Origin of the sequence: Micromonospora sp. NPDC049903, assembly GCF_044460945.1 — a bacterium.
In the GTDB taxonomy this organism is placed as follows: Bacteria; Actinomycetota; Actinomycetes; order Mycobacteriales; family Micromonosporaceae; genus Micromonospora.
In genome coordinates this window covers 50,179-69,226 of the sequence record NZ_JBITKL010000006.1, presented here as the reverse complement: position 1 = coordinate 69,226, position 19,048 = coordinate 50,179, and the positions used below count along the sequence as shown (strand labels likewise).

Annotated in this window: 18 protein-coding genes; 6 read left to right on the top strand and 12 right to left on the bottom strand. The window is 72.3% G+C overall.

Annotation, left to right across the window (positions count from 1 at the left end):
* Positions 1–35: 35 nt before the first annotated feature.
* From ACIBO1_RS12950 to ACIBO1_RS12930, 5 genes are all read right to left on the bottom strand, one after another.
* Entirely contained in the window at positions 36–830 is a 795-nt protein-coding gene (locus ACIBO1_RS12950) for a hypothetical protein (protein ID WP_396744982.1), read from the bottom strand.
* A 123-nt stretch (positions 831–953) separates the two neighbouring features.
* Positions 954–3,020: a 3-hydroxyacyl-CoA dehydrogenase NAD-binding domain-containing protein gene (locus tag ACIBO1_RS12945; RefSeq protein ID WP_396744979.1), complete on the bottom strand. Its 2,067-nt coding sequence runs from the start codon at positions 3,018–3,020 to the stop codon at positions 954–956.
* Positions 3,017–4,213, bottom strand: coding sequence for a thiolase family protein (locus ACIBO1_RS12940; RefSeq protein WP_396744976.1), 1,197 nt, complete (start codon positions 4,211–4,213; stop codon positions 3,017–3,019). The genes ACIBO1_RS12945 and ACIBO1_RS12940 overlap by 4 nt, the downstream gene beginning before the upstream one ends.
* A 240-nt stretch (positions 4,214–4,453) precedes the next feature.
* On the bottom strand, positions 4,454–5,812 hold the full coding sequence (locus ACIBO1_RS12935; protein ID WP_396744973.1) for a ribonuclease D: 1,359 nt from the start codon (positions 5,810–5,812) through the stop codon (positions 4,454–4,456).
* A 91-nt stretch (positions 5,813–5,903) separates the two neighbouring features.
* A complete protein-coding gene (locus ACIBO1_RS12930) occupies positions 5,904–6,476 on the bottom strand; it encodes a DUF3000 domain-containing protein (protein ID WP_350693969.1) in 573 nt (190 codons plus the stop codon).
* Positions 6,477–6,675: 199 nt separating this feature from the next.
* On the opposite strand from ACIBO1_RS12930, the gene hemE reads away from it, so the two are divergent.
* Genes hemE through hemQ form a run of 3 tightly spaced genes read left to right on the top strand, consistent with a single transcriptional unit; the run spans position 6,676 to position 9,887 of the window.
* The gene (hemE, locus tag ACIBO1_RS12925; RefSeq protein WP_396744970.1) at positions 6,676–7,773 is read left to right on the top strand and encodes a uroporphyrinogen decarboxylase; all 1,098 of its coding nucleotides are present in this window, start codon (positions 6,676–6,678) and stop codon (positions 7,771–7,773) included.
* Positions 7,774–7,779: 6 nt separating this feature from the next.
* Positions 7,780–9,189, top strand: coding sequence for a protoporphyrinogen oxidase (gene hemG / locus ACIBO1_RS12920; RefSeq protein WP_396744967.1), 1,410 nt, complete (start codon positions 7,780–7,782; stop codon positions 9,187–9,189).
* Complete coding sequence (gene hemQ, locus ACIBO1_RS12915) at positions 9,186–9,887, top strand: hydrogen peroxide-dependent heme synthase (RefSeq protein ID WP_176093084.1); 702 nt, start codon at positions 9,186–9,188, stop codon at positions 9,885–9,887. The genes hemG and hemQ overlap by 4 nt, the downstream gene beginning before the upstream one ends.
* A 211-nt stretch (positions 9,888–10,098) precedes the next feature.
* Here hemQ and ACIBO1_RS12910 read toward each other — a convergent pair whose 3' ends face one another.
* The 3 genes from ACIBO1_RS12910 to ACIBO1_RS12900 form a co-directional block, all read right to left on the bottom strand.
* Positions 10,099–11,202, bottom strand: coding sequence for a lytic polysaccharide monooxygenase (locus tag ACIBO1_RS12910; protein ID WP_396744963.1), 1,104 nt, complete (start codon positions 11,200–11,202; stop codon positions 10,099–10,101).
* Between the two features lie 176 nt (positions 11,203–11,378).
* A complete protein-coding gene (locus ACIBO1_RS12905; RefSeq protein WP_396744960.1) occupies positions 11,379–11,819 on the bottom strand; it encodes a GNAT family N-acetyltransferase in 441 nt (146 codons plus the stop codon).
* Positions 11,820–11,949: 130 nt separating this feature from the next.
* The gene (locus ACIBO1_RS12900; RefSeq protein WP_131057241.1) at positions 11,950–12,210 is read right to left on the bottom strand and encodes a Prokaryotic metallothionein; all 261 of its coding nucleotides are present in this window, start codon (positions 12,208–12,210) and stop codon (positions 11,950–11,952) included.
* Between the two features lie 352 nt (positions 12,211–12,562).
* Between ACIBO1_RS12900 and ACIBO1_RS12895 the strand changes: the two genes are divergently transcribed.
* Both ACIBO1_RS12895 and ACIBO1_RS12890 read left to right on the top strand, forming a co-directional pair.
* Complete coding sequence (locus ACIBO1_RS12895) at positions 12,563–13,309, top strand: lytic polysaccharide monooxygenase (RefSeq protein ID WP_396744956.1); 747 nt, start codon at positions 12,563–12,565, stop codon at positions 13,307–13,309.
* A gap of 104 nt (positions 13,310–13,413) precedes the next feature.
* Positions 13,414–14,022 (top strand): DUF305 domain-containing protein, encoded by a 609-nt coding sequence (locus ACIBO1_RS12890; protein ID WP_396744953.1) that lies wholly within the window; start codon positions 13,414–13,416, stop codon positions 14,020–14,022.
* Between the two features lie 330 nt (positions 14,023–14,352).
* Here ACIBO1_RS12890 and msrB read toward each other — a convergent pair whose 3' ends face one another.
* Positions 14,353–14,763, bottom strand: coding sequence for a peptide-methionine (R)-S-oxide reductase MsrB (gene msrB, locus ACIBO1_RS12885; protein WP_396744950.1), 411 nt, complete (start codon positions 14,761–14,763; stop codon positions 14,353–14,355).
* A gap of 47 nt (positions 14,764–14,810) precedes the next feature.
* Between msrB and ligD the strand changes: the two genes are divergently transcribed.
* Positions 14,811–15,836 carry a non-homologous end-joining DNA ligase gene (gene ligD, locus ACIBO1_RS12880; RefSeq protein ID WP_396744947.1) on the top strand — a complete coding sequence of 342 codons (1,026 nt, stop codon included), beginning with the start codon at positions 14,811–14,813 and terminating at the stop codon, positions 15,834–15,836.
* Positions 15,837–16,267: 431 nt separating this feature from the next.
* On the opposite strand, the gene ACIBO1_RS12875 is transcribed toward ligD, so the two are convergent.
* The 3 genes from ACIBO1_RS12875 to ACIBO1_RS12865 all read right to left on the bottom strand — a co-directional run bounded on the left by ACIBO1_RS12875 (position 16,268) and on the right by ACIBO1_RS12865 (position 19,032).
* Positions 16,268–16,720, bottom strand: coding sequence for a GNAT family N-acetyltransferase (locus ACIBO1_RS12875; protein WP_396744944.1), 453 nt, complete (start codon positions 16,718–16,720; stop codon positions 16,268–16,270).
* A 48-nt stretch (positions 16,721–16,768) separates the two neighbouring features.
* On the bottom strand, positions 16,769–17,137 hold the full coding sequence (locus ACIBO1_RS12870; protein WP_396744941.1) for a hypothetical protein: 369 nt from the start codon (positions 17,135–17,137) through the stop codon (positions 16,769–16,771).
* A gap of 326 nt (positions 17,138–17,463) precedes the next feature.
* On the bottom strand, positions 17,464–19,032 hold the full coding sequence (locus tag ACIBO1_RS12865) for an alpha/beta hydrolase (protein ID WP_396745427.1): 1,569 nt from the start codon (positions 19,030–19,032) through the stop codon (positions 17,464–17,466).
* Positions 19,033–19,048 lie beyond the last annotated feature (16 nt).

The window sequence follows — 19,048 nt, the reverse complement described above, 5'->3', positions numbered from 1 at the left end:
GGGGGATGCACCCCGCCCGGCCACCGGCGCGTACGTCAGGACCGTTGCTCGACCTGGCCCCGGATGGTGAGGAACTCGGACGCGGCGTCGTTGCGGGAGGACCAGAACATGACGATCATGCCGACGCTGCCCCGGTCGGCCCAGACGCAGATGCCCAGCGCCACGTCGGCCCGGCCGTCGCCGCAGCGGGCCTCGCCGCCGAGCGGGCCCGGCTCGACCGGCGTCATGTTGCTGACCGTCAACTCGGTCGAGATGGCCTGGACCGCCTCGTCGAGCTCCTTCTTGGGGTCGGCCATCAACCCGGAGACGGCCACGATCATCACGAGGTTCTCCTGCGACGGGTCACCGTAGAAGGCACCGACCGCGCTGGTCTCGTTGTCGATGGAGGCCTTCAACTCCCGGACCATCGAGTCGGAGAGCTGCTGCAACTCCGGTTCGGTGACCTTCGGGCGGCCGGCCAGGGTCTCCGGTGCCACCACCCGGGTCCGGGTGGCGTCGACCGCCTCGCCGACGGTGTCCCGGACCACGAACCAGACGACCGCGCCACCGCCCACGCAGAGCACCATGAGGACCGCGAGGACGATCAGCACGATCTTGCCGGCGTTGGACTTCTTCGGCGGCGGCGGGGAGAATGCGCCGTACTGCTGACCGGGCGCGGGGTATCCGCCGGCCTGCGGCGGCGGGGGATAGCCGGCACCCGGCGGCGGTGGGTAGCCACCGGCCTGCGGGTACGACCCGGCCTGCGGGTGACCGCTGCTCGGCGGTGGGTAACCGCCGCCCTGCGGGTACGGGCCGCCGGGCGGATTGTGGTGCTGGTCCGGGTGGGACATGCGGTCAGCTCCTGGTGAAGGGTGGAACCGGGATGGTAGCCAGCCACCGCACGCGCCGCTGCCCCCGACCGCCGGTCACGGTGGTCACCCCGGGTCGGGGCGACCACCGTGACCTGGGACGGCTCAGCCGGTCAGGCTGGCCACTCCCGGCGGCAGGAAACGCTGACCGGTGACCTGCTCACTGGTGCCGGTCCGGTCCAGGTACGGCGTGACGCCGCCCAGGTGGAACGGCCACCCGGCACCGAGGATCATGCACAGGTCGATGTCCTGCGCCTCGGCGACGACCCCCTCGTCCAGCATCAGCCGGATCTCCTGGGCCAGCGCGTCGAGCGCCTGCTGGCGTACCTGCTCCTCGGTGAGCGGCTGGTCGCCGACCACCAGCAGCTTTGCCACCTCTGCGTTGATCTCGTCGTCCACCACGATCGGCTGACCGGAGTCCGCGATCCGCTTCAGGTTCTCGCTGACCGTGAACCGGTCCGGGAAGGCCGCGTGCAGGGTGCCGCCCACGTGGTGGGCGACGGCCGGGCCGACGAGCTGGAGCAGTGCCAGCGGTCGCATCGGCAGGCCCAGCGGGTCCAGCGCGCGGTTCGCCACCTCCAGCGGGGTGCCCGCGTCCACGGCGGCGAAGACGGTGCCGAGGAAGCGGGTGAGCAGCCGGTTGACCACGAACGCCGGGGCGTCCTTCACCAGCACCGACGACTTCTTGAGCTGCTTGCCGACCGCGAAGGCGGTGGCCAGCGTGGCGTCGTCGGTCCGCTCGCCACGGACGATCTCCAACAGCGGCAGCACCGCGACCGGGTTGAAGAAGTGGAAGCCGACCACCCGCTCCGGGTGCTCCAGGTCCTCGGCCATCGCGGTGATCGACAGCGAGGAGGTGTTCGTCGCCAGCACCGCCTCTGCCGGGACGATCTTCTCCAGCTCCGCCCAGACCTGCTTCTTGACGGCCAGGTCCTCGAAGACGGCCTCGATGACGAAGTCGGCGTCCGCGAACGCGCTCTTGTCGACCGTGCCGCTGACCAGGCCGTACAGCTTGGCGGCGGTGCCCTTGTCCATCCGGCCCTTGCTGACGGCCTTCTCGATCTGGGTGTGCACGTAGCCGACGCCCTTGTCCACCCGAGCCTGGTCGAGGTCGGTGAGCACCACCGGCACCTGGAGGCGGCGGGCGAACAGCAGCGCCAACTGACCGGCCATCAGGCCCGCGCCGACGATGCCGACCTTGGTCACCGGACGGGCCAGCCCCTTGTCCGGCGCGCCGGCCGGTCGCTTGGCCCGCCGCTGCACCAGGTCGAAGGCGTACAGGCCGCTGCGCAACTCCTCGGAGAAGACCAGGTCGGCCAGGGCCTCGTCCTCGGCGGCGGTGCCGGTGGCGAAGTCGGCGTCCTTCGCCGTCTCCAGCAGGTCCAACGCCCGGTACGCGGACGGGACCGCGCCGTGCAGCCGCTGGTCCAGCGTCTGCCGGGCGAAGTAGAGCACGCCCGCCCACATGTCCTTGTCGACCTCGGGCCGGGTGACGGTCACCTCGCCGCGCACCACCCCGGCGGCCCACTCCAGCGACCGCTCCAGGAAGTCGGCCGGCTCCAGCAGCACGTCCGCGATGCCCAGCTCGGCGGCCTGCTTCGGCTTGAGCATCTTGTTCTGCATCAACGGGTTCTGGATGATCACCTGGGTGGCAGCCGGGATGCCGATCAGGTTCGGCAGGAGCTGGGTGCCGCCCCAACCCGGGATCAGTCCGAGGGACACCTCGGGCAGGGCCAGCGCCGCCGCGCCGCCGGAGAGCGTCCGGTAGTGGCAGTGCAGGGCCAGCTCCAGGCCGCCGCCCATCGCCGCCCCGTTGACGAAGGCGAAGGTCGGGACCGGGCTGTCCTTGAGCCGGGCGAAGACCCGGTGCCCGAGCCGGCCGATCTCCAGCGCCTGCGCCCGGTCCGCCAGCAGCGGCAGGCTGGTGATGTCCGCGCCGACGCAGAAGATGTACGGCTTGCCGGTCACCGCGATGAACGCCGGATCGGCCGCCAGCGCAGCGCTGATCGCCTCGTCCAGGCTGGTCAGGCCGCCCGGGCCGAAGGTGTTCGGCTTGGTGTGGTCGAATCCGTTGTCGAGGGTGATCAGGGCGGCCGGACGGTCCAGCCCCGGCACGTTCACCTGACGCAGCAGCGCCCTGGTGACCACCTCGTTCGGTGCCGCGAGGCTCATTTGTCGCCACCCTCCCAGTGCGGGTTCTCCCAGATCACGGTGCCGCCCATGCCGATGCCGATGCACATCGCGGTGAGGCCGTAGCGGACCTCCGGGTGCTCGGCGAACTGCCGGGCGAGCTGGGTCATCAGCCGTACGCCGGAGGAGGCGAGCGGGTGCCCGATGGCGATCGCGCCGCCCCACTGGTTGACCCGGGGGTCGTCGTCGGCGATGCCGAAGTGGTCGAGGAAGGCGAGCACCTGCACGGCGAACGCCTCGTTCAGCTCGAACAGGCCGATGTCGTCGATGCTCAGGCCGGCGATGCGCAGCGCCTTCTCGGTCGACGGGATCGGGCCGACGCCCATCACCTCGGGCTCGACGCCGACGAAGCCGTACGACACCAGCCGCATGGCGATCGGCAGGCCCAGCTCACGGGCGACGTCCTCGGCGACCAGCAGGCTGGCGGTCGCGCCGTCGTTCAGCCCGGCCGCGTTGCCGGCGGTCACCTTGCCGTGCGGGCGGAACGGGGTCTTCAGCGTGGCCAGCTTCTCCAGCGAGGTGTCCCGGGGCGCCTCGTCCACGGTCGCCAGGCCCCAGCCGGTCTCCGGGTCGCGGACCGCCACCGGGACCAGGTCGTCCTGGAGCTTGCCGTTGGCGTACGCCTTCGCGGTCTTCTGCTGCGAGGCGAGGGCGAACGCGTCGGTGCGCTCCTTGGTGATGTGCGGGACCCGGTCGTGCAGGTTCTCCGCCGTGGAGCCCATCACCAGCGCGGACGGGTCGACCAGCTTCTCCGCGACGATGCGCGGGTTCGGGTCGACGCCCTCGCCCATCGGGTGGCGGCCCATGTGCTCGACGCCACCGGCGATCGCGACGTCGTACGCGCCCACGGCGATGCCGCTGGCGACGGTGGTCACCGCGGTCATCGCTCCGGCGCACATCCGGTCGATCGCGAAGCCGGGCACCGTCTTGGGCAAGCCGGCCAGCAGCGCGGCGGTACGGCCGATGGTCAGGCCCTGGTCACCGATCTGGGTGGTGGCGGCGATGGCCACCTCCTCGACCCGTTCCGGGGGGAGCTGCGGGTTGCGACGCAGCAGTTCGCGGATGCATCGGATCACCAGGTCGTCGGCGCGGGTGTCGGCGTACATCCCACCCGCCTTGCCGAACGGGGTGCGGACGCCGTCCACGAAGACGACATCCCGAACTTCACGGGGCACTTGAGCCTCCTAGCCAGCACTGGCGTTTCCCTCGAATGCTACTCGCCAGTAATAACCAGTGCCCGCGACCCCGCTGTGGCCCATCCCACATCCACGCCCACTGCTCGCGCCCACAGCTCGCGCCCACTGCTCGCGCCCACAGCTCGCGCCCACTGCTCGCGCCCACTGCTCGCGTTGATCAAGAGGTTTGCGTCGGCGAACGGCCGCCCGCCGGACGCAAACCTCTTGATCAACGGCGGGTCAGGCGGGTGGGGCGGGGGGTGGGGGTGGGGGTGGGGGTGGGGGTGGGGCGGTGAGGGCTTCGGCCAGGTCGGGGAGGAGAAGGTTGATCTGCCACTCCCGGGCCTGGTGGCTGCGGAGCGCCTCGGCGACCGTGTGTTCGGTGATCTCCTCCGGGGGCTGCCAGGCGACGCGGCGGATGGTGTCGGGGGAGATCAGGTTCTCCGGCGGCAGATGGTGCCCACCGGCCACCCGCAGCACCACCTCACGGGAGCGGGCCAGCCGGGCGGCGGCAGCCGGGTCCCGTTCCGCCCACCGGTGCGGTGGGGGCGGACCCTCCACCGTCGGCGTCACCGGCAACTCGTCGTCCGGCAACTGCCGGGCGTCGTCCAGCGCCGTCAGCCAGGTCCGGGCCAGCCGGCGTACCGACCGACCGCCGAAGCCGGGCAGGGTGAGCAGCGTCTTCTCGTCCTTCGGGTCCAGCTCGGCGGCGGCCACGATGGCCGAGTCGGGCAGCACCCGCCCCGGTGCGGCGTCCCGGCGGGCGGCGATCTGGTCACGCGCGTACCAGAGGGAGCGGACCCGGGCCTGCGCCCGCGCCCCGCGTACCCGGTGGATGCCGGAGGTGCGTCGCCACGGATCGGCCCGGACACGTGGTGGACGGTCCCCGCTGTTCACCAGCGAGGCGAACTCCTCGGCCGCCCACGCGGACTTGCCCTGCCGGGACAGCTCCGCGTCGAGCGCGTCCCGCAGGTCGGTCAGCAGCTCCACGTCCAACGCGGCGTAGGTGAGCCAGGACTCCGGCAACGGCCGGCTGGACCAGTCCGCCGCCGAGTGGTGCTTCTCCAGGCTGAACCCGAGCAACTGCTCGGTGAGCGCGGCCAGGCCGACCCGCTCGAACCCGGCCAGCCGGGCGGCCAGCTCGGTGTCGAACAGTCGGCGTGGTCGCAACCCCAGCTCGGCGAGGCAGGGCAGATCCTGGTTGGCCGCGTGCAGCACCCACTCGGTGTCCGCGATCGCCGCGTCCAGGGTGCTGAGGTCGGGCAGCGGCAACGGGTCGATCAGCACGGTGCCGGCACCCTGGCGGCGTAACTGCACCAGGTACGCCCGCTGGCTGTACCGGTAGCCGGAGGCGCGCTCGGCATCCAGGGCCACCGGGCCGGTGCCGGCCGCGAAACGGGCCACCACCTCGGCGAGCTGGTCCGGTGTCGCCACCGGTTCGGGGGTGCCCTCACGAGGGGCGGTCAACGGCACGGACTCGCCGCCGGTGGGTTCGGTCCCCGCGTCCGACGGCTCCGGCCGCGCCGACGGCTCGTGGTGCGTGTCGTTTCCCGAACGGCTTGCGGCGGTCCGACGGCGCAGGGGTGGTTCGTCGGTCACCTGGCAACCCTAGTGCGCCAACGGATCGTGCGGCGCGCACCCGCCCCGCCGCGTGTCGGCGGTTCGTCGCCTGGGGGCCGAACCGGCCCCGTCAACCGGCGGCCGCGGCGCGACGCTCGGGCAACGCGGTGACGCCGGGCGGCGGCAGCCCCGCCGTGGAGGCGAGCAACGTGCACCAGGCGTACAGGTGCGGGGTGAGCTCGATGTCGGTCGGGGTCCACGACGCGCGGATCTCGATGTCGCAGGCGGCCGGCGGACCCGCCAGGTCGCCGAACCGGGTCGACGCCGTCTGGGTGATCGTGCCGCCGATCGCGCGGTGCCCGGCGTCGTGCGTCTCCAGCGCGTCGGTGAGCCAGGTCCAGGCCACCCCGGGCAGCAGCGGATCGGTGGCCAGGTCGACCTCCAGCTCGGCGGTCACGTAGGTGACCAGCCGCAGGGTGCCCTGCCACCCCTCGTGCCCCGCCGGGTCGTGCAGCAGGATCAGCCGGGCGGTGGCCACCTCGTCACCGTCGCGCAGCACCGCCGCGGAGAGTGCGAACGAGTACGGCGCCAGCCGCTGCGGCGCGCCGACCTCCTCCAGCACGATCTCCGGTCGAGGCGCCGCCACCCGGAGCCCGGTGACCGCGCGGGCGAAGGTGTCCGGAAGCGCGATCGGGGCGGCCATGTTCGCAGCCTAAGCCGCCGCCCGGTTCCCGGCTCGGATGGCGCGCCGACGATCTCCCCACACGCCGCGCTCCCCTCGCCTTCGTGTTAGCAGGGGTCCCCTGCTCTACCGCAGGCGTTAGTAGGGGGCCCTTCCTTTCACGTCACAATGCCGGCGGTGGGCGCGGAGTGGGGATCGGGCGCGTGGCACGATTGCCGCGATGGCCACCGACACCACGGGCGACGCTGCCCGAGACGACGTAACCCGCCCCGACGGGCCGGCCGACTCGCCCTTCGTGCGGGCGTGCCGCCGCCAGTCCGTCCCGCACACTCCGGTCTGGTTCATGCGCCAGGCCGGTCGCTCGCTGCCCGAGTATCGGGAGATCCGGGCCAACGTGGCGATGCTGGAGTCCTGCCGCCGCCCCGAACTGGTCACCGAGATCACCCTCCAGCCGGTACGCCGGCACAACGTGGACGCGGCGATCCTGTTCAGCGACATCGTGGTGCCGGTCGCCGCCGCCGGGGTCGACCTGGACATCGTGCCCGGGACCGGCCCGGTGGTGGCCGAACCGGTACGCACCGCCGCCGATGTCGAGCGGATCCGCCTGATCGACCGCAGCGATGTCGGGTACGTCGACGAGGCGGTCCGGATGCTGGTCAAGGAGCTGGGCGACACCCCGCTGATCGGCTTCGCCGGCGCCCCGTTCACGCTCGCCAGCTATCTGGTCGAGGGCGGACCGTCGCGGACCCACGCCAAGACGAAGGCACTGATGTACGGCGAGCCCGACCTGTGGCACGCGCTGGCCGGCCGGCTGGCCGAGGTGACGTCGGCGTTCCTGCGCGTGCAGATCGAGGCCGGCGTCTCCGCCGTGCAGCTCTTCGACTCCTGGGCCGGCGCGCTCTCCGAGGCCGACTACCGCCGCTTCGTGCTGCCCCACTCGACGGCCGTGCTCAGCGGGCTGGCCGACGCCGGCGTGCCGCGCATCCACTTCGGGGTGGGCACCGCCGAGCTGCTCGGCGCGATGGGCGAGGCCGGGGCCGACGTCGTCGGCGTGGACTGGCGTACGCCGCTGAACGTCGCGACCGGCCGGATCGGGCCTGACAAGGCCGTGCAGGGCAACCTCGACCCGTGCCTGCTGTTCGCCCCGTGGCCGGTGATCGAGGCCGAGGTGCGCCGGATCCTCGACGAGGGCCGGGCCACCCCCGGGCACGTGTTCAACCTCGGCCACGGCGTCCTGCCGGAGACCGACCCGGAGGTGCTGACCCGGGTGGTCGCGCTGGTCCACGAGCTTTCCGCCCGGTCCGCCGACCGGGACTGACGAGCCATGGCGACGCGGTGGCGGGTGGCGGTGGTCGGCGGCGGCATCACCGGGCTGGCCGCCGCGCTGCGGATGCGCGACCGCGCCCCCGAGGGCACCGAGATCACCGTGTACGAGCAGTCCGGCGCGCTCGGTGGCAAGCTGCGCACCGGCGAGCTGGCCGGCGGGCCGGTGGAGTTCGGCGCCGAGTCGTTCCTGATGCGTGACCCGGCCGGCGGCGAGTCGGCCGCGGTGACCCTGGTCCGCCGGCTCGGGCTGGCCGACCGGATCGTGCACCCGACCGTCGGGCAGGCCGCCCTCGCCGTCGACGGCGGGCTGCGCCCGATCCCGGGCGGGACGCTGGTGGGCGTACCCGGTGATCTGGCGAAGGTGGCGGCGGTGGCCCGGCCGACGCCGGAGGCCGACCGGGACGGCGGTCGACCGCTGCTCGGCCCGGACGAGGACGTCGCCGTCGGCGCGCTGGTCCGGACCCGCTTCGGCGACGACGTGGTGGACCGGCTGGTCGACCCGATGCTCGGCGGTGTGTACGCCGGGCGTGCCGACGACCTGTCGCTGGCCACCACCATGCCGGCGCTGGCCCGGGCCGCCCGGGTGGAACACACGCTGCTCGGCGCGGTACGCGCGGCGCAGGCCGCCACCCCGCGTGCCCCCGGCGAGCCGGTCTTCGGCACCCTCGCCGGCGGACTGAGCACCCTGGTCGACGCCGCCGCGACGGCCGCCGGGGCGACCGTCCGGCGCAACGCGGCGGTCCGCGAACTGACCCCGGTCGGCCCGGGCTGGCGGCTCACCGTCGGACCCACCCGTGACCCGGAGCACGTCGACGTCGACGCGGTGGTGCTGGCCGTGCCGGCCCGCCCGGCGGCCCGGCTGCTCGCCGAACCGGTCGCCGAGGTGGCGACGCGCATCGGCGAGTTGGACTACGCCAGCGTCGCCCTGGTCACCCTGGCCCTGCCGGAGCCGGCGCTGCCGGCGCTCTCCGGCTTCCTGGTGCCGAGCACCGAGGGCCTGCTGATCAAGGCGTCCACCTTCTTCACCACCAAGTGGGGACACCTGCGCCGGTCCGACGGGCTGGCCCTGGTCCGTGCCTCGGTGGGCCGCTACCGCGACGAGGCCCAACTCCAGCGCCCCGACCAGGACCTCGCCGCCACCGTGCACCGGGAACTGGCGGGTGTGCTCGACACGCCACTGCCCGCCCCGGTCGACGGGCACGTGCAGCGCTGGGGCGGCGCGTTGCCGCAGTACACCCCCGGTCATCTCGACCGGGTGGCCGCCGCGCGGGCCGCGCTGCGGGCGACACATCCGACGCTGGCGCTGGCCGGCGCGGGCTACGACGGGGTCGGCATTCCGGTCTGCGTCCGCTCCGGCGAGACGGCGGCCGAAGAGATCATCACAGCACTGGAGGGATCGGGCAGATGACCGAGCAGAGCAACGCGGCCCGGCTGCGGGAACTCAACGACACCATCCGCTACACGATGTGGTCGGTGTTCCGGGCCAGCGCGCCGCTGCCGTCGCTGCGCGACAACGTGACCGGCGAGGTCGAGTCGCTGATCGAGGAGTTGGCCGGCAAGGACGTGGTGGTGCGCGGCACGTACGACGTGTCCGGTCTGCGCGCCGACGCCGACCTGATGATCTGGTGGCACTCCTCGTCCAGCGACGACCTCCAGGACGCGTACCTGCGGCTGCGGCGGACCACGCTGGGTCGGGCGCTGACCCCGGTCTGGTCGCAGATGGCCCTGCACCGGCCGGCCGAGTTCAACAAGAGCCACATCCCGGCGTTCCTGGCCGGCGAGGAGGCCCGCGCCTACCTGTGCGTCTACCCGTTCGTCCGCTCGTACGACTGGTACCTGCTGCCCGACGCCGAGCGGCGCGAGCTGCTCGCCGAACACGGCAAGATGGCCCGTGGCTACCCGGACGTCCGCGCCAACACGGTCGCCTCGTTCGCGCTGGGCGACTACGAGTGGATGCTGGCCTTCGAGGCCGACGAGCTGCACCGGATCGTCGACCTGATGCGTGACCTGCGCGGCTCGCGGGCGCGCCTGCACGTCCGCGAGGAGGTGCCGTTCTATACCGGCCGCCGTCGCCCGATCGCCGACATCGTTTCCGCGCTCGCCTGAGGCGCTCGGCTTGAGGCGCTCGGCTGAGGTGTAAGGAGGGGTCCCCTGCTAACGCCTCGTGCATAGCAGGGGTCCCCTGCTAACAACCGCGCCGACGCGCGGCGGCACCGTTCGACGTGCGGCGGCACCGTTCGACGTGCGGCGGCACTGTTCGACGCGACGAGCCGGGCGGGGCCGCGCCCGAGGGAGGTAGACGCGGCCCCGCTCGGGGTCAGGTGGTCGCCGTGCAGGTCAGCGTCGGCGCGCTGGACCCGCTTCCGGAGGCCAGGAAGCCGAAGGTGGTGCTGGCCCCGGCTCCGAGACCGCCGTTGTAGCTGACGTTCTGGGCGGTCACCGTCGAACCGCTGGAACTGAGGGTGGCGTTCCACGCCTGGCTGACCTGCTGGCCGCTGGCGTACGTCCAGGTCACCCGCCAGCTCCGGATGGCCGCGCTGCCCGCGGTCACCTGCACCTCACCCTGGAAACCACCGGACCAGGTCGAGGTGACCCGGTACGTCGCCGCGCAGGCACCCGCCACCGGCGGTGCGGTGGTCGGCGGGGGCGTGGTGGGCGGGTCGAAGGTCGGCGTCGGCGTCGGCGAGGCCGGCGGCGTGGTCGGGGGCGGCGTGGTGGGCGGCGGCGTGGTGCCGCCACCGAACTGCACGTCGCTGCAGATGTAGTACGACTGGTCCGTGTGGCTGGCCTGCCAGACGGTGAACAGCACGTGCCGTCCGCTGCGTCCCGGCGCGTTCACCGGGATCTCGGTGGACACCCCGCCGGTCTCCGGCTGCCACTGCGAGGCCGGGGTGTTGCCGATCTGGCCGACCAGCTCCAGGTCCGACCAGGCCAGGGGCTTGGTCAACGCGTCGTAGCCCTGCCGGGTCGCGTACACCCGGATGTAGTCGGCACCGTGGCTGGCCTGGTCGAAGAACTTGAGCCGGAAGCTGTTGGCCACGGAGGTGGTCCGCCAGGCGCCGACCGCGTCCAACGCGTTGTAGCGGCCGCTCTCGGTACGGCCACCGGAGCAGAGCTGGCCGTTCGGGATGGCGCCCTGGTGGTTGCCGGCCACCCCCTCACGGAACAGGCCGTTCCAGTTCCACATGGCGTTCGGGTTGGCCTGCCAGGCCTGCCAGCACATCGGGTCCTCGGTGGCCATCCGCGGGTTCTGGAAGTCACCGCCCCAGCGCTGCCAGCAGCCGTAGTTGCGGGAGACCGGGTTGGCCACGGAACCGTGTGCGGACACCGGGGCGACCAGCGCGGTGGAGAGCAGCAGCATGGCACCGGCCGCCACACCCAACAGCGACAGTGCCCGTGATTTTCGGATTAGCTTGGACATGGAGCCCCCAGGGGGAGTCGTCGGATCGCGACATCGCCCGGATCGCTCGGGAGTTGCCTCTCCCGGCCTGATCACGTTGCCCTGGCTTCGCCCGAAGAATGGCACACACCATCGCCACTGGTCAATGCGGAAGTGGTGTACGTGGTGCTCGTGGGTGGAGTCGGTAGTGAAGCGGTTCAGCTCGTGCGGCGCATCGGGGTGTGCGAGATGCCGTCCTCGACGTACTCCGGCCCGCTGACCGTGAAGCCGTACCGGGCGTAGAGCGCCACCAGGTGCGACTGGGCGTCCAGCACGCAGGGCCGGTCACCGATCCGGGTCAGCGCCTCCGTCATCAGCCGCCCGGCGTGCCCGCCGCCGCGCGCCGCCGGGGCCACCACCACCCGTCCGATCCTGGCGACGCCGTCCGGGTCGGCCAGAATCCGCAGGTACGCGACGGGGGTACCGTCGAGGGCCAGCCAGAGGTGCCAGGTACCCGGTTCGACGTCCCGCCCGTCGAGTTCCGGGTACGGGCACTGCTGCTCGACCACGAACACGTCGGCGCGCAGGCGTACCAGGTCGTGAAAGGTCCGGGCGTCCAGGTCGGCGAAGCGCGCGACCCGCAGTTCGGTGCTCGACACCCGGCCAGGTTAGGCCGTGCCCGGACGCGTGTAAGGAGGGGTCCCCTGCTAACGCCTCGTGCATAGCAGGGGACCCCTGCTAACACGCGGGGCTGCGCGCACCTCGCGGGACGCCAGGCGGGGAAGGCGATCAGGCGGGGCGGGCGCCGACGGCGTCGCGGATCTCGGCGCCCTGCTCGGTCTCCACGGCTCGCGCGCAGTGCCCGCAGCAGAAGAAGCGGCCGGAGACCTCCACACCGTGCCCGAGGATCTTGACGCCGCAGTGCTCGCAGATCGGGGCCAGCTTGTGGCTGGCGCACTCGAAGCTGTCGAACGTGTGCACGTCGCCGCTGACCGTACGCACCTCGAACGCCAGCCAGTAGTCGTTACCGCAGACCTCACAGGTGGCCACGACGGATCCCTCCAGTTAGAAACCTTTTGTGCAATTTGACCTCATATCGCACTGGCGCGACGAGAAATCGCGGCGACTCGTCCGGTCGGTTCGGCGTGTCGGCTGCGCGCGTCGCCCGTTGTGCGAGGTGACCTGGCCGAGCGTGGGCGATCCGGTGGAGCCGGCGGGTGGCGCTGGCGTCCCGGTGATCGTGGACCGGAGGAAACATGATCAAGCGCAGTCGACTCTTCGGCAGTCAGACCCGTGTGACGTTCAGACCGCGCGTTTTATCGATAGTGGTCTTTACTGTTAACAAGGTTTAAATTATGTTGGTGGCACCTCACCAGGCAACATGCCGAAAGGGAGTGCCGCCATGCGTCGAAGAATCACCCTCCCGCTCGTCGCCGCCGGGGCCATGGTCTCCACCCTGGCCGTCGCCACCCCGGCCCAGGCCCACGGCTACGTCTCGTCGCCGCCGAGCCGCCAGGCGCTCTGCGCCCAGAACCGCGTCCCGGACTGCGGCCAGATTCGCTGGGAGCCGCAGAGCGTCGAAGGCCCCAAGGGACTGCGCAACTGCCACGCCAACATCTCCCACTTCGCCGTCCTCAACGACGACAACCGGGGCTGGCCCGCCACCTCGGTCGGCACCACGGTGACCTTCACCTGGGTCAACACCGCGCAGCACGCCACCCGCGACTGGGAGTACTTCATCGGCAACAGCCGGGTCGCGGTGTTCAGCGGCGGCGGTCGCCAGCCGGGTGCCACCGTCTCGCACACGGTCAACCTGTCCGGCTACTCGGGCCGCCAGAAGCTCCTCGCCGTGTGGAACATCTCGGACACCGCCAACGCCTTCTACTCCTGCGTCGACCTGCAGATCGGCGGCGGCAGCGGCAACCCCACGCCGAGCCCGAGCCCGACCACCCCGCCGGCACCATCGCCGACCCCGACGACCGGCCCGACCACCAACCCGCCGGTCGGGGGCACCTGGACCGCCGGCCGCGCGTACGCCGTCGGCGACCAGGTCACCTACGGCGGGCGCACGTACCGCTGCCGGCAGGCGCACACCGCCATCGCCGGATGGGAGCCGCCGAACGTACCGGCGCTGTGGACCCAGGTCTGACCAGCGTGAGGTGCGGTCGGGCCCGGCCCGCACCGCACCTCACGCCGGCTCCCCACCCGGCGGTACGCGCCGCCGCGTCCCGTCTGCGACACCACCGGCGTGCCGTGCGGTCCGCCGCGTCGCGTCGCGGGCGTACCGCACTGCCCGCGCTGCTCGTCGTGCTGCTCGCCGTCGGATGCGGCGGGGTGTCCGTGCCGGCTGCGGACCACGCGCCGAGCGGTACGCCGTCAGCGGTCGCCGCCTCGGAAACGCCGTCCGCCGCGACCGAGATGACCGGCATCGACCTGCTGTTCCTGTCGATGATGGCCGGGCACACCGAGCAGACCCTGGAGATCGTCCGGCTGGTCCGGGACCGGCTGGTCGACGGTGAGCTACGGACCCTGGTGGCCGCCGTCGAGGTGACCGAGACCGACGAGCTGGCCGACGCCCGTGCCTGGTTGGCGCAGGCCGGACGTACCGCGCGGGCCGACGACCACGCCGGGCACGGCACCGGCCCCGACCAGTTGGCCCGGTTGCGCGACGCCGCACCCGGCCAGGTCGACGCGGTACTCATCGAGGTGCTCGGCGCGCACCAACAGGCCGCCGCCGACCTGGCCCGGGCACATCTCGCCGCCGGCACCGACGAGCGGGTACGCGACCTCGCCCGGCGAGTCGCCGAGTCGCGTACCGCCCAGGTGGCGATGCTGACGGAGCGCCCGGCAGCCGACGGCTGACCCGGACCCGACGTCTGCCCGGCACGACCCGGCGTCTGTCCGGGACCGGGCTTGGTTCGGCGGCTGGTCGGCACCCCGGCCAGGGCTGACTCGGCTCGGTCGACGTCTGATTGCACCCGGCTTGGCGCTGGGGCTGGTCGAGACCCGGCTTGCGCTGTGGCCTGACCGGGACCCGGCCTGGGATGAGGTCTGCCGGAGACCGGGCTTCGGCCGACGGCTGGTCAGCACACGGGCCTGGTCGACGTCTGACCGCCAGGCGGGCTGGGCCGACGGGGGCCGCACGCGGCGTGGCCCGGCGGTGGCACCGCCGGGCCGGGGAGCGCTCGGTGGTCAGGCGGTGCTGGGGTCCAGGCGGACGGAGAGCGAGTTGACGCAGTGCCGGGTGTTCTTCGGGGTGAAGCCCTCGCCCCGGAAGACGTGCCCCAGGTGGCTGTCGCAGCGGGCGCAGCGGATCTCGGTCCGCCGCATGCCGTGGCTGTCGTCCTCGATCTCGGTGATCGCGCCCGGGATGGCGTCGTCGAAGCTCGGCCATCCGCAGTGCGAGTCGAACTTGGTGTCGCTCGGGTACAGCTGGGCGCCGCAGGCACGGCAGCGGTACATCCCCGGCGTCTTGGTGTCGACGTACTCTCCGGTCCATGCCGGTTCGGTGCCGGCCTCGCGCAGCACCCGGAACTCCTCGGGGCTGAGCCGGACCCGCCACTCGTCCTCGGTGCGGGGCAGTTCGCTGTCGGGAAGACTCACCGGACAACCGTACGTCGAAGGTCGGACCCATCGCATATGGTCGCGCCATGGCAGGTGCGAAGGCTGCGGCCGAGGAGATCGAGGTCGCCGGGCACACGGTCCGGCTGTCCAGCCCGGATCGGGTGATCTTCCCCGAGCGCGGCTTCACGAAAGCCGACGTCTTCCACTACTACCGCAGTGTCGGCGACGGCATCATGCGGGCGCTGGGCGACCGCCCGACGACCCTGCAACGCTTCCCGGACGGCGTCGAGGGCGAGATGTTCTTCCAGAAGCGGGTGCCGACGCGAGGCGTGCCGCCCTGGGTGCGTACCGCCGAGATCAGCTTCCCCAGCGGACGCAAGGCCGCGGAGCTGTGCCCGGCGGACCTCGCCCACGTGGCGTGGGCCGCGCAGATGGGCACCGTGGTGTTCCACCCCTGGCCGGTACGCGCCGCCGACGTGGACCGCCCCGACGAGTTGCGCGTCGACCTCGACCCGCAGCCCGGCACCGACTTCGCCCATGCTGCCACCGCCGCCGCCGAGCTGCGCGCGATCCTCGACGAGCTGGAGGTGCCCGGCTGGCCGAAGACGTCCGGCGGCCGGGGCGTGCACGTCTACCTGCGCATCCAGCCGCGCTGGAGCTTCGTCGAGGTACGCCGGGCCACCATCGCCCTGGCCCGGGAACTCGCTCGCCGTCGCCCCGAGCTGGTCACCACCGCCTGGTGGAAGGAGGAACGCGGCGAGCGCGTCTTCGTCGACTACAACCAGATGGCCCGGGACCGCACCATCGCGTGCGCGTACTCGTTGCGGGCCAACGCCCGGGCCACCGTCTCCACCCCGGTCACCTGGGACGAACTGCCCGACGTCGACCCGGACGACTTCGACCTGCGGACGGTGCCGCAGCGGTTGGCCGAGCGCGGCGACCCGCACGCCGGCATCGACGACGCCGGGTGGGACATCACCCCGCTGCTGGAGTGGGCCGAGCGGGACGCGGCAGCCGGCGAGGGCGACCTGCCGTACCCGCCGGACCACCCGAAGATGCCCGGCGAACCCAAGCGGGTCCAACCCTCCAAGGACCGCGACCGCCCCCGTTGACCGCGACCGCCCCCGTTGACCGCGACCGCCCCCGTTGACCGCGAGCCGTCGCGTCGTCGGATGCGGCGCGTTCGGCAAGATCACGCTCGATCCCGGGATCGAGTGGGCTCACAGCGCGAGAACAGCCACTCGATCCTGGATCGAGCGTGATCTTCGTTGGGTGGCAGCCCGATACTCGGCAGGCCGGGACATGCGGGGCTGACTCAGGTTGCAGATCACGTGCAGGTGACCGACCGGCCTGCGTCAGGGGTGTCCGAGGGAACACCCGGGGCCTGATCCACGGATCGGGGTCTGGGCGTCCGCAGTATCTGCTGTCGTTCCCGGCGGGCCACTCGATCGGGGTGTCGTCGACGCTCGCGGGTTGCTGGGCGGCGGTTCTCGCCTGTGACGTGGACGGTTCAGGCCGGCGGGATCCTCGGTCGAGGCGAGGGTCAGAGACTGAGCTTCATGCCCTCGTGGGTCGGGACGAAGCCGAGGCCGAGATAGAACCGGTGTGCGTCGTGGCGGCTCTTGTCGCTGGTGAGCTGCACCAGCCCGCAGCCGCGCTGCCGAGCCCGGTCGATCGCCCAGGTCATCATCAGGCGGCCCACGCCCCGCCCGCGCTGGTCCGAGCGGATCCGTACCGCCTCGATCAACAGTCGCTCCGTGCCGTGCCGGCCGAGCCCCGGGATGAAGGTGAGCTGCATGCATCCCAGCACCTCACCCTCGGCCTCGGCGACGACGAGGTGGTTACGCGGGTCGGCGCTGATGTCGGCGAACGCCTTCTCGTACGTGGCGTCGACCTCCCCGACGTCCCGGGTACGCCCCAACACGTCGTCGGCGAGCAGATCGAGGACGGCGGGCAGGTCGGCCCGGACCGCCTCCCGGAAGAACACGTCGCTCATCCCGCGAGCGTCCCACAGCGGCGCGAACCGATGTGCGGCGGAGCGGTGTCAGCCGTCGTTGTGACGGGTGACGTCCTGCAACACCGAGATCGGGGCGCCGGCGGGTCCGCACTCGGCCGGCATGGGTGGCAGGTGGCCCGGCGGCTCGTCCTCGGTACGCGGTGCCTCGAAGTGTCCGCCGCTGCCCTCGACCCGATCGCCCACGACGATCGCCCCGACCTCCGGCACGTACACGCCGACCCGGCCGCCATCGAGGGTCGCGGTTCCCGGTGGCCAGACCACGACCGCTCCGGGATCTGTCTCGTCCCGCAGGATCAGACAACCGCCCTCGCCCACCGCCACCCGACCGTGCACCGCCGCGAGGAAGTCGTACGTGGCACCGGCGACCAGGGTCCGGTAACCGTCACCGTCCAGCACCCGGCCTCTCTCGACCGTCGGGGAGGGGGTCGTCGGGGACTGGGCTGACGAGGCGTCGGTGGGTGTCGGAGGGGCATCGGAGGAGCAGCCGGCCAGCGTCAGCAGTAGCCCCACAACGAGGACATCGATCCGTAGCACCAGCCCATTAGATCCGCTATGCCCACTCTTGTCCTTGGGGACATGCCGGTCGACCGGGCGGAGCGGTCAATCGCCGTGAGCGTCGTGCCGGAGCTTGATTGCGCTGCTTGAGGTGAGGACGAATGGCTAGCTTGCCGGACCGCCGCCTGGACCTCGCCGCGACACCGCCAACGTTCCTGGACACCGCACTAGCGGGCTGGGCAGCGCAGGCCTTCGGCGGGCAGCGTCAGATCGATCAGGTACGCGTCGACGGCCTCGGTGATGCAGGGGGTCTGCGGGTACGCGGTGTGCCCCTCGCCCTCCCAGGTCAGCACGCGTCCGACGCCGAGCATCTCGGCCAGGGCCGGGGTCTGCTCGTAGGGCGTGGCCGGGTCGCCGGTGGTGCCGATGACCAGAATCGGTGGGGCGCCTTCGGCGCGGCCGGTGGGGTAGGGGTCGGTGCCGCCGGGCCATTCGGTGCAGGAGATCAGGCCGGTGGCGAGCGCCGGACCGAACAGCGGGTACTGCGTACGCCACTGGGACTGCAACTGGCGGATGCGCTCCAGGCTGGGGCGTTCCTCGTCGTCGGCGCAGTTGATCGCGGTGTTGGCGTCGAAGAGGTTGGTGTAGCGCCCGTTCTCGTCGCGGTCGGCGTAGTTGTCGGCGAGCTGGAACACCGCGTCGGGGTTGCCCTTGTCCAACTGGTCGATGGCGCGGGCGAGTTGCCGCCAGCCGGTCTCGTTGTACAGCGACGAGATGACCGCGTAGAAGATCCAACCGGCGGTGGCCTCGCGGCCGTCGGCGGAGCGGACGGGGGAGGACGTGGCCTTGTCGATGGCGGAGACGACCGCGGCCCGGGCGTCGGGGGCGATCGGGCAGTTGCCGGCGTTGGCCGCGCACCACCGGCCGAAGTTGTCGAAGGCGCGCTCGAAGCCTCTGGCCTGGCTCTCCGAGCCGGCGATCAGATTCTGTCGGGGGTCGACCGCGCCGTCGAGCACCAGCGCCCGCACCCGCTGCGGGAAGAGTTGGGCGTACGTGGCGCCGAGCAGCGTGCCGTAGGAGTACCCGAGGTAGGTCATCTTGTCGTCGCCGACCGCCGCGCGGATCGCGTCCATGTCCCGGGCGGTCTGCTCGGTGGAGTAGAGCTTGAGCTGGTCGCCGTACTTGTCGCCGCAGCCCTGGCCGATCCGCTTGGCCATGGTGACGAAGACGTCGAACTTCTCCTGGCTCTCCGGGTCGGGGTCGTAGCCGAAGACGCCGTCCAGGTCGGCGTCGGAGATGCACTCGACCGGGCTGGACCGGGCCACGCCGCGCGGGTCGAAGCCGATGATGTCGAACCGTTGCAGGATGCTGTCGGGCAGGCCGCCGAACTGCTCGCCGAAGGAGAGGTAGACGGCGGTGTCCACGCCCGAGCCGCCCGGGCCGCCCGGGTTGATCAGCAGTGAGCCGATGCGGTCGCGCTGGTTGTCGGAGCGGACCCGCAACAGGGCGATCTCGAAGGTCTCGTCGGCGCCGGGACCGGTGGTGGCGCCGGTGCCGCCGGCCCAGTCGCGCGGCACCTGGATGCGGGCGCATTCGTACCGGACGCCGGGGGCGCGGCGTCCGACCAGGTCGTCGGGCACCTCGGGGCAGGCCCGCCAGTCGGGTGCCGTGCCGGGTGGGGCGGCCGACCCTTGCGCGTCGACCTCGGCGCGCGGTGCGAAGGCCGGCACTGTGCAGCCGGCGGTGACGAGCACGGCGGCGGTCAGGCCGGCCAGGGTGAGCCGCAGGCGGCGGATCCGGTCGGAAGTACGG

Excerpts from the sequence above, each read along its gene's own strand:
- hemE (WP_396744970.1), top strand. The coding sequence starts at position 6,676 with ATGGCCACCGACACCACGGGCGACGCTGCCCGAGACGACGTAACCCGC.
- ACIBO1_RS12945 (WP_396744979.1), bottom strand. The coding sequence starts at position 3,020 with ATGAGCCTCGCGGCACCGAACGAGGTGGTCACCAGGGCGCTGCTGCGT.
- ACIBO1_RS12930 (WP_350693969.1), bottom strand. The coding sequence starts at position 6,476 with ATGGCCGCCCCGATCGCGCTTCCGGACACCTTCGCCCGCGCGGTCACC.
- ACIBO1_RS12910 (WP_396744963.1), bottom strand. The coding sequence starts at position 11,202 with ATGTCCAAGCTAATCCGAAAATCACGGGCACTGTCGCTGTTGGGTGTG.
- hemQ (WP_176093084.1), top strand. The coding sequence starts at position 9,186 with ATGACCGAGCAGAGCAACGCGGCCCGGCTGCGGGAACTCAACGACACC.
- ACIBO1_RS12950 (WP_396744982.1), bottom strand. The coding sequence starts at position 830 with ATGTCCCACCCGGACCAGCACCACAATCCGCCCGGCGGCCCGTACCCG.
- ACIBO1_RS12875 (WP_396744944.1), bottom strand. The coding sequence starts at position 16,720 with ATGAGCGACGTGTTCTTCCGGGAGGCGGTCCGGGCCGACCTGCCCGCC.
- hemG (WP_396744967.1), top strand. The coding sequence starts at position 7,780 with ATGGCGACGCGGTGGCGGGTGGCGGTGGTCGGCGGCGGCATCACCGGG.
- ACIBO1_RS12895 (WP_396744956.1), top strand. The coding sequence starts at position 12,563 with ATGCGTCGAAGAATCACCCTCCCGCTCGTCGCCGCCGGGGCCATGGTC.
- ligD (WP_396744947.1), top strand. The coding sequence starts at position 14,811 with ATGGCAGGTGCGAAGGCTGCGGCCGAGGAGATCGAGGTCGCCGGGCAC.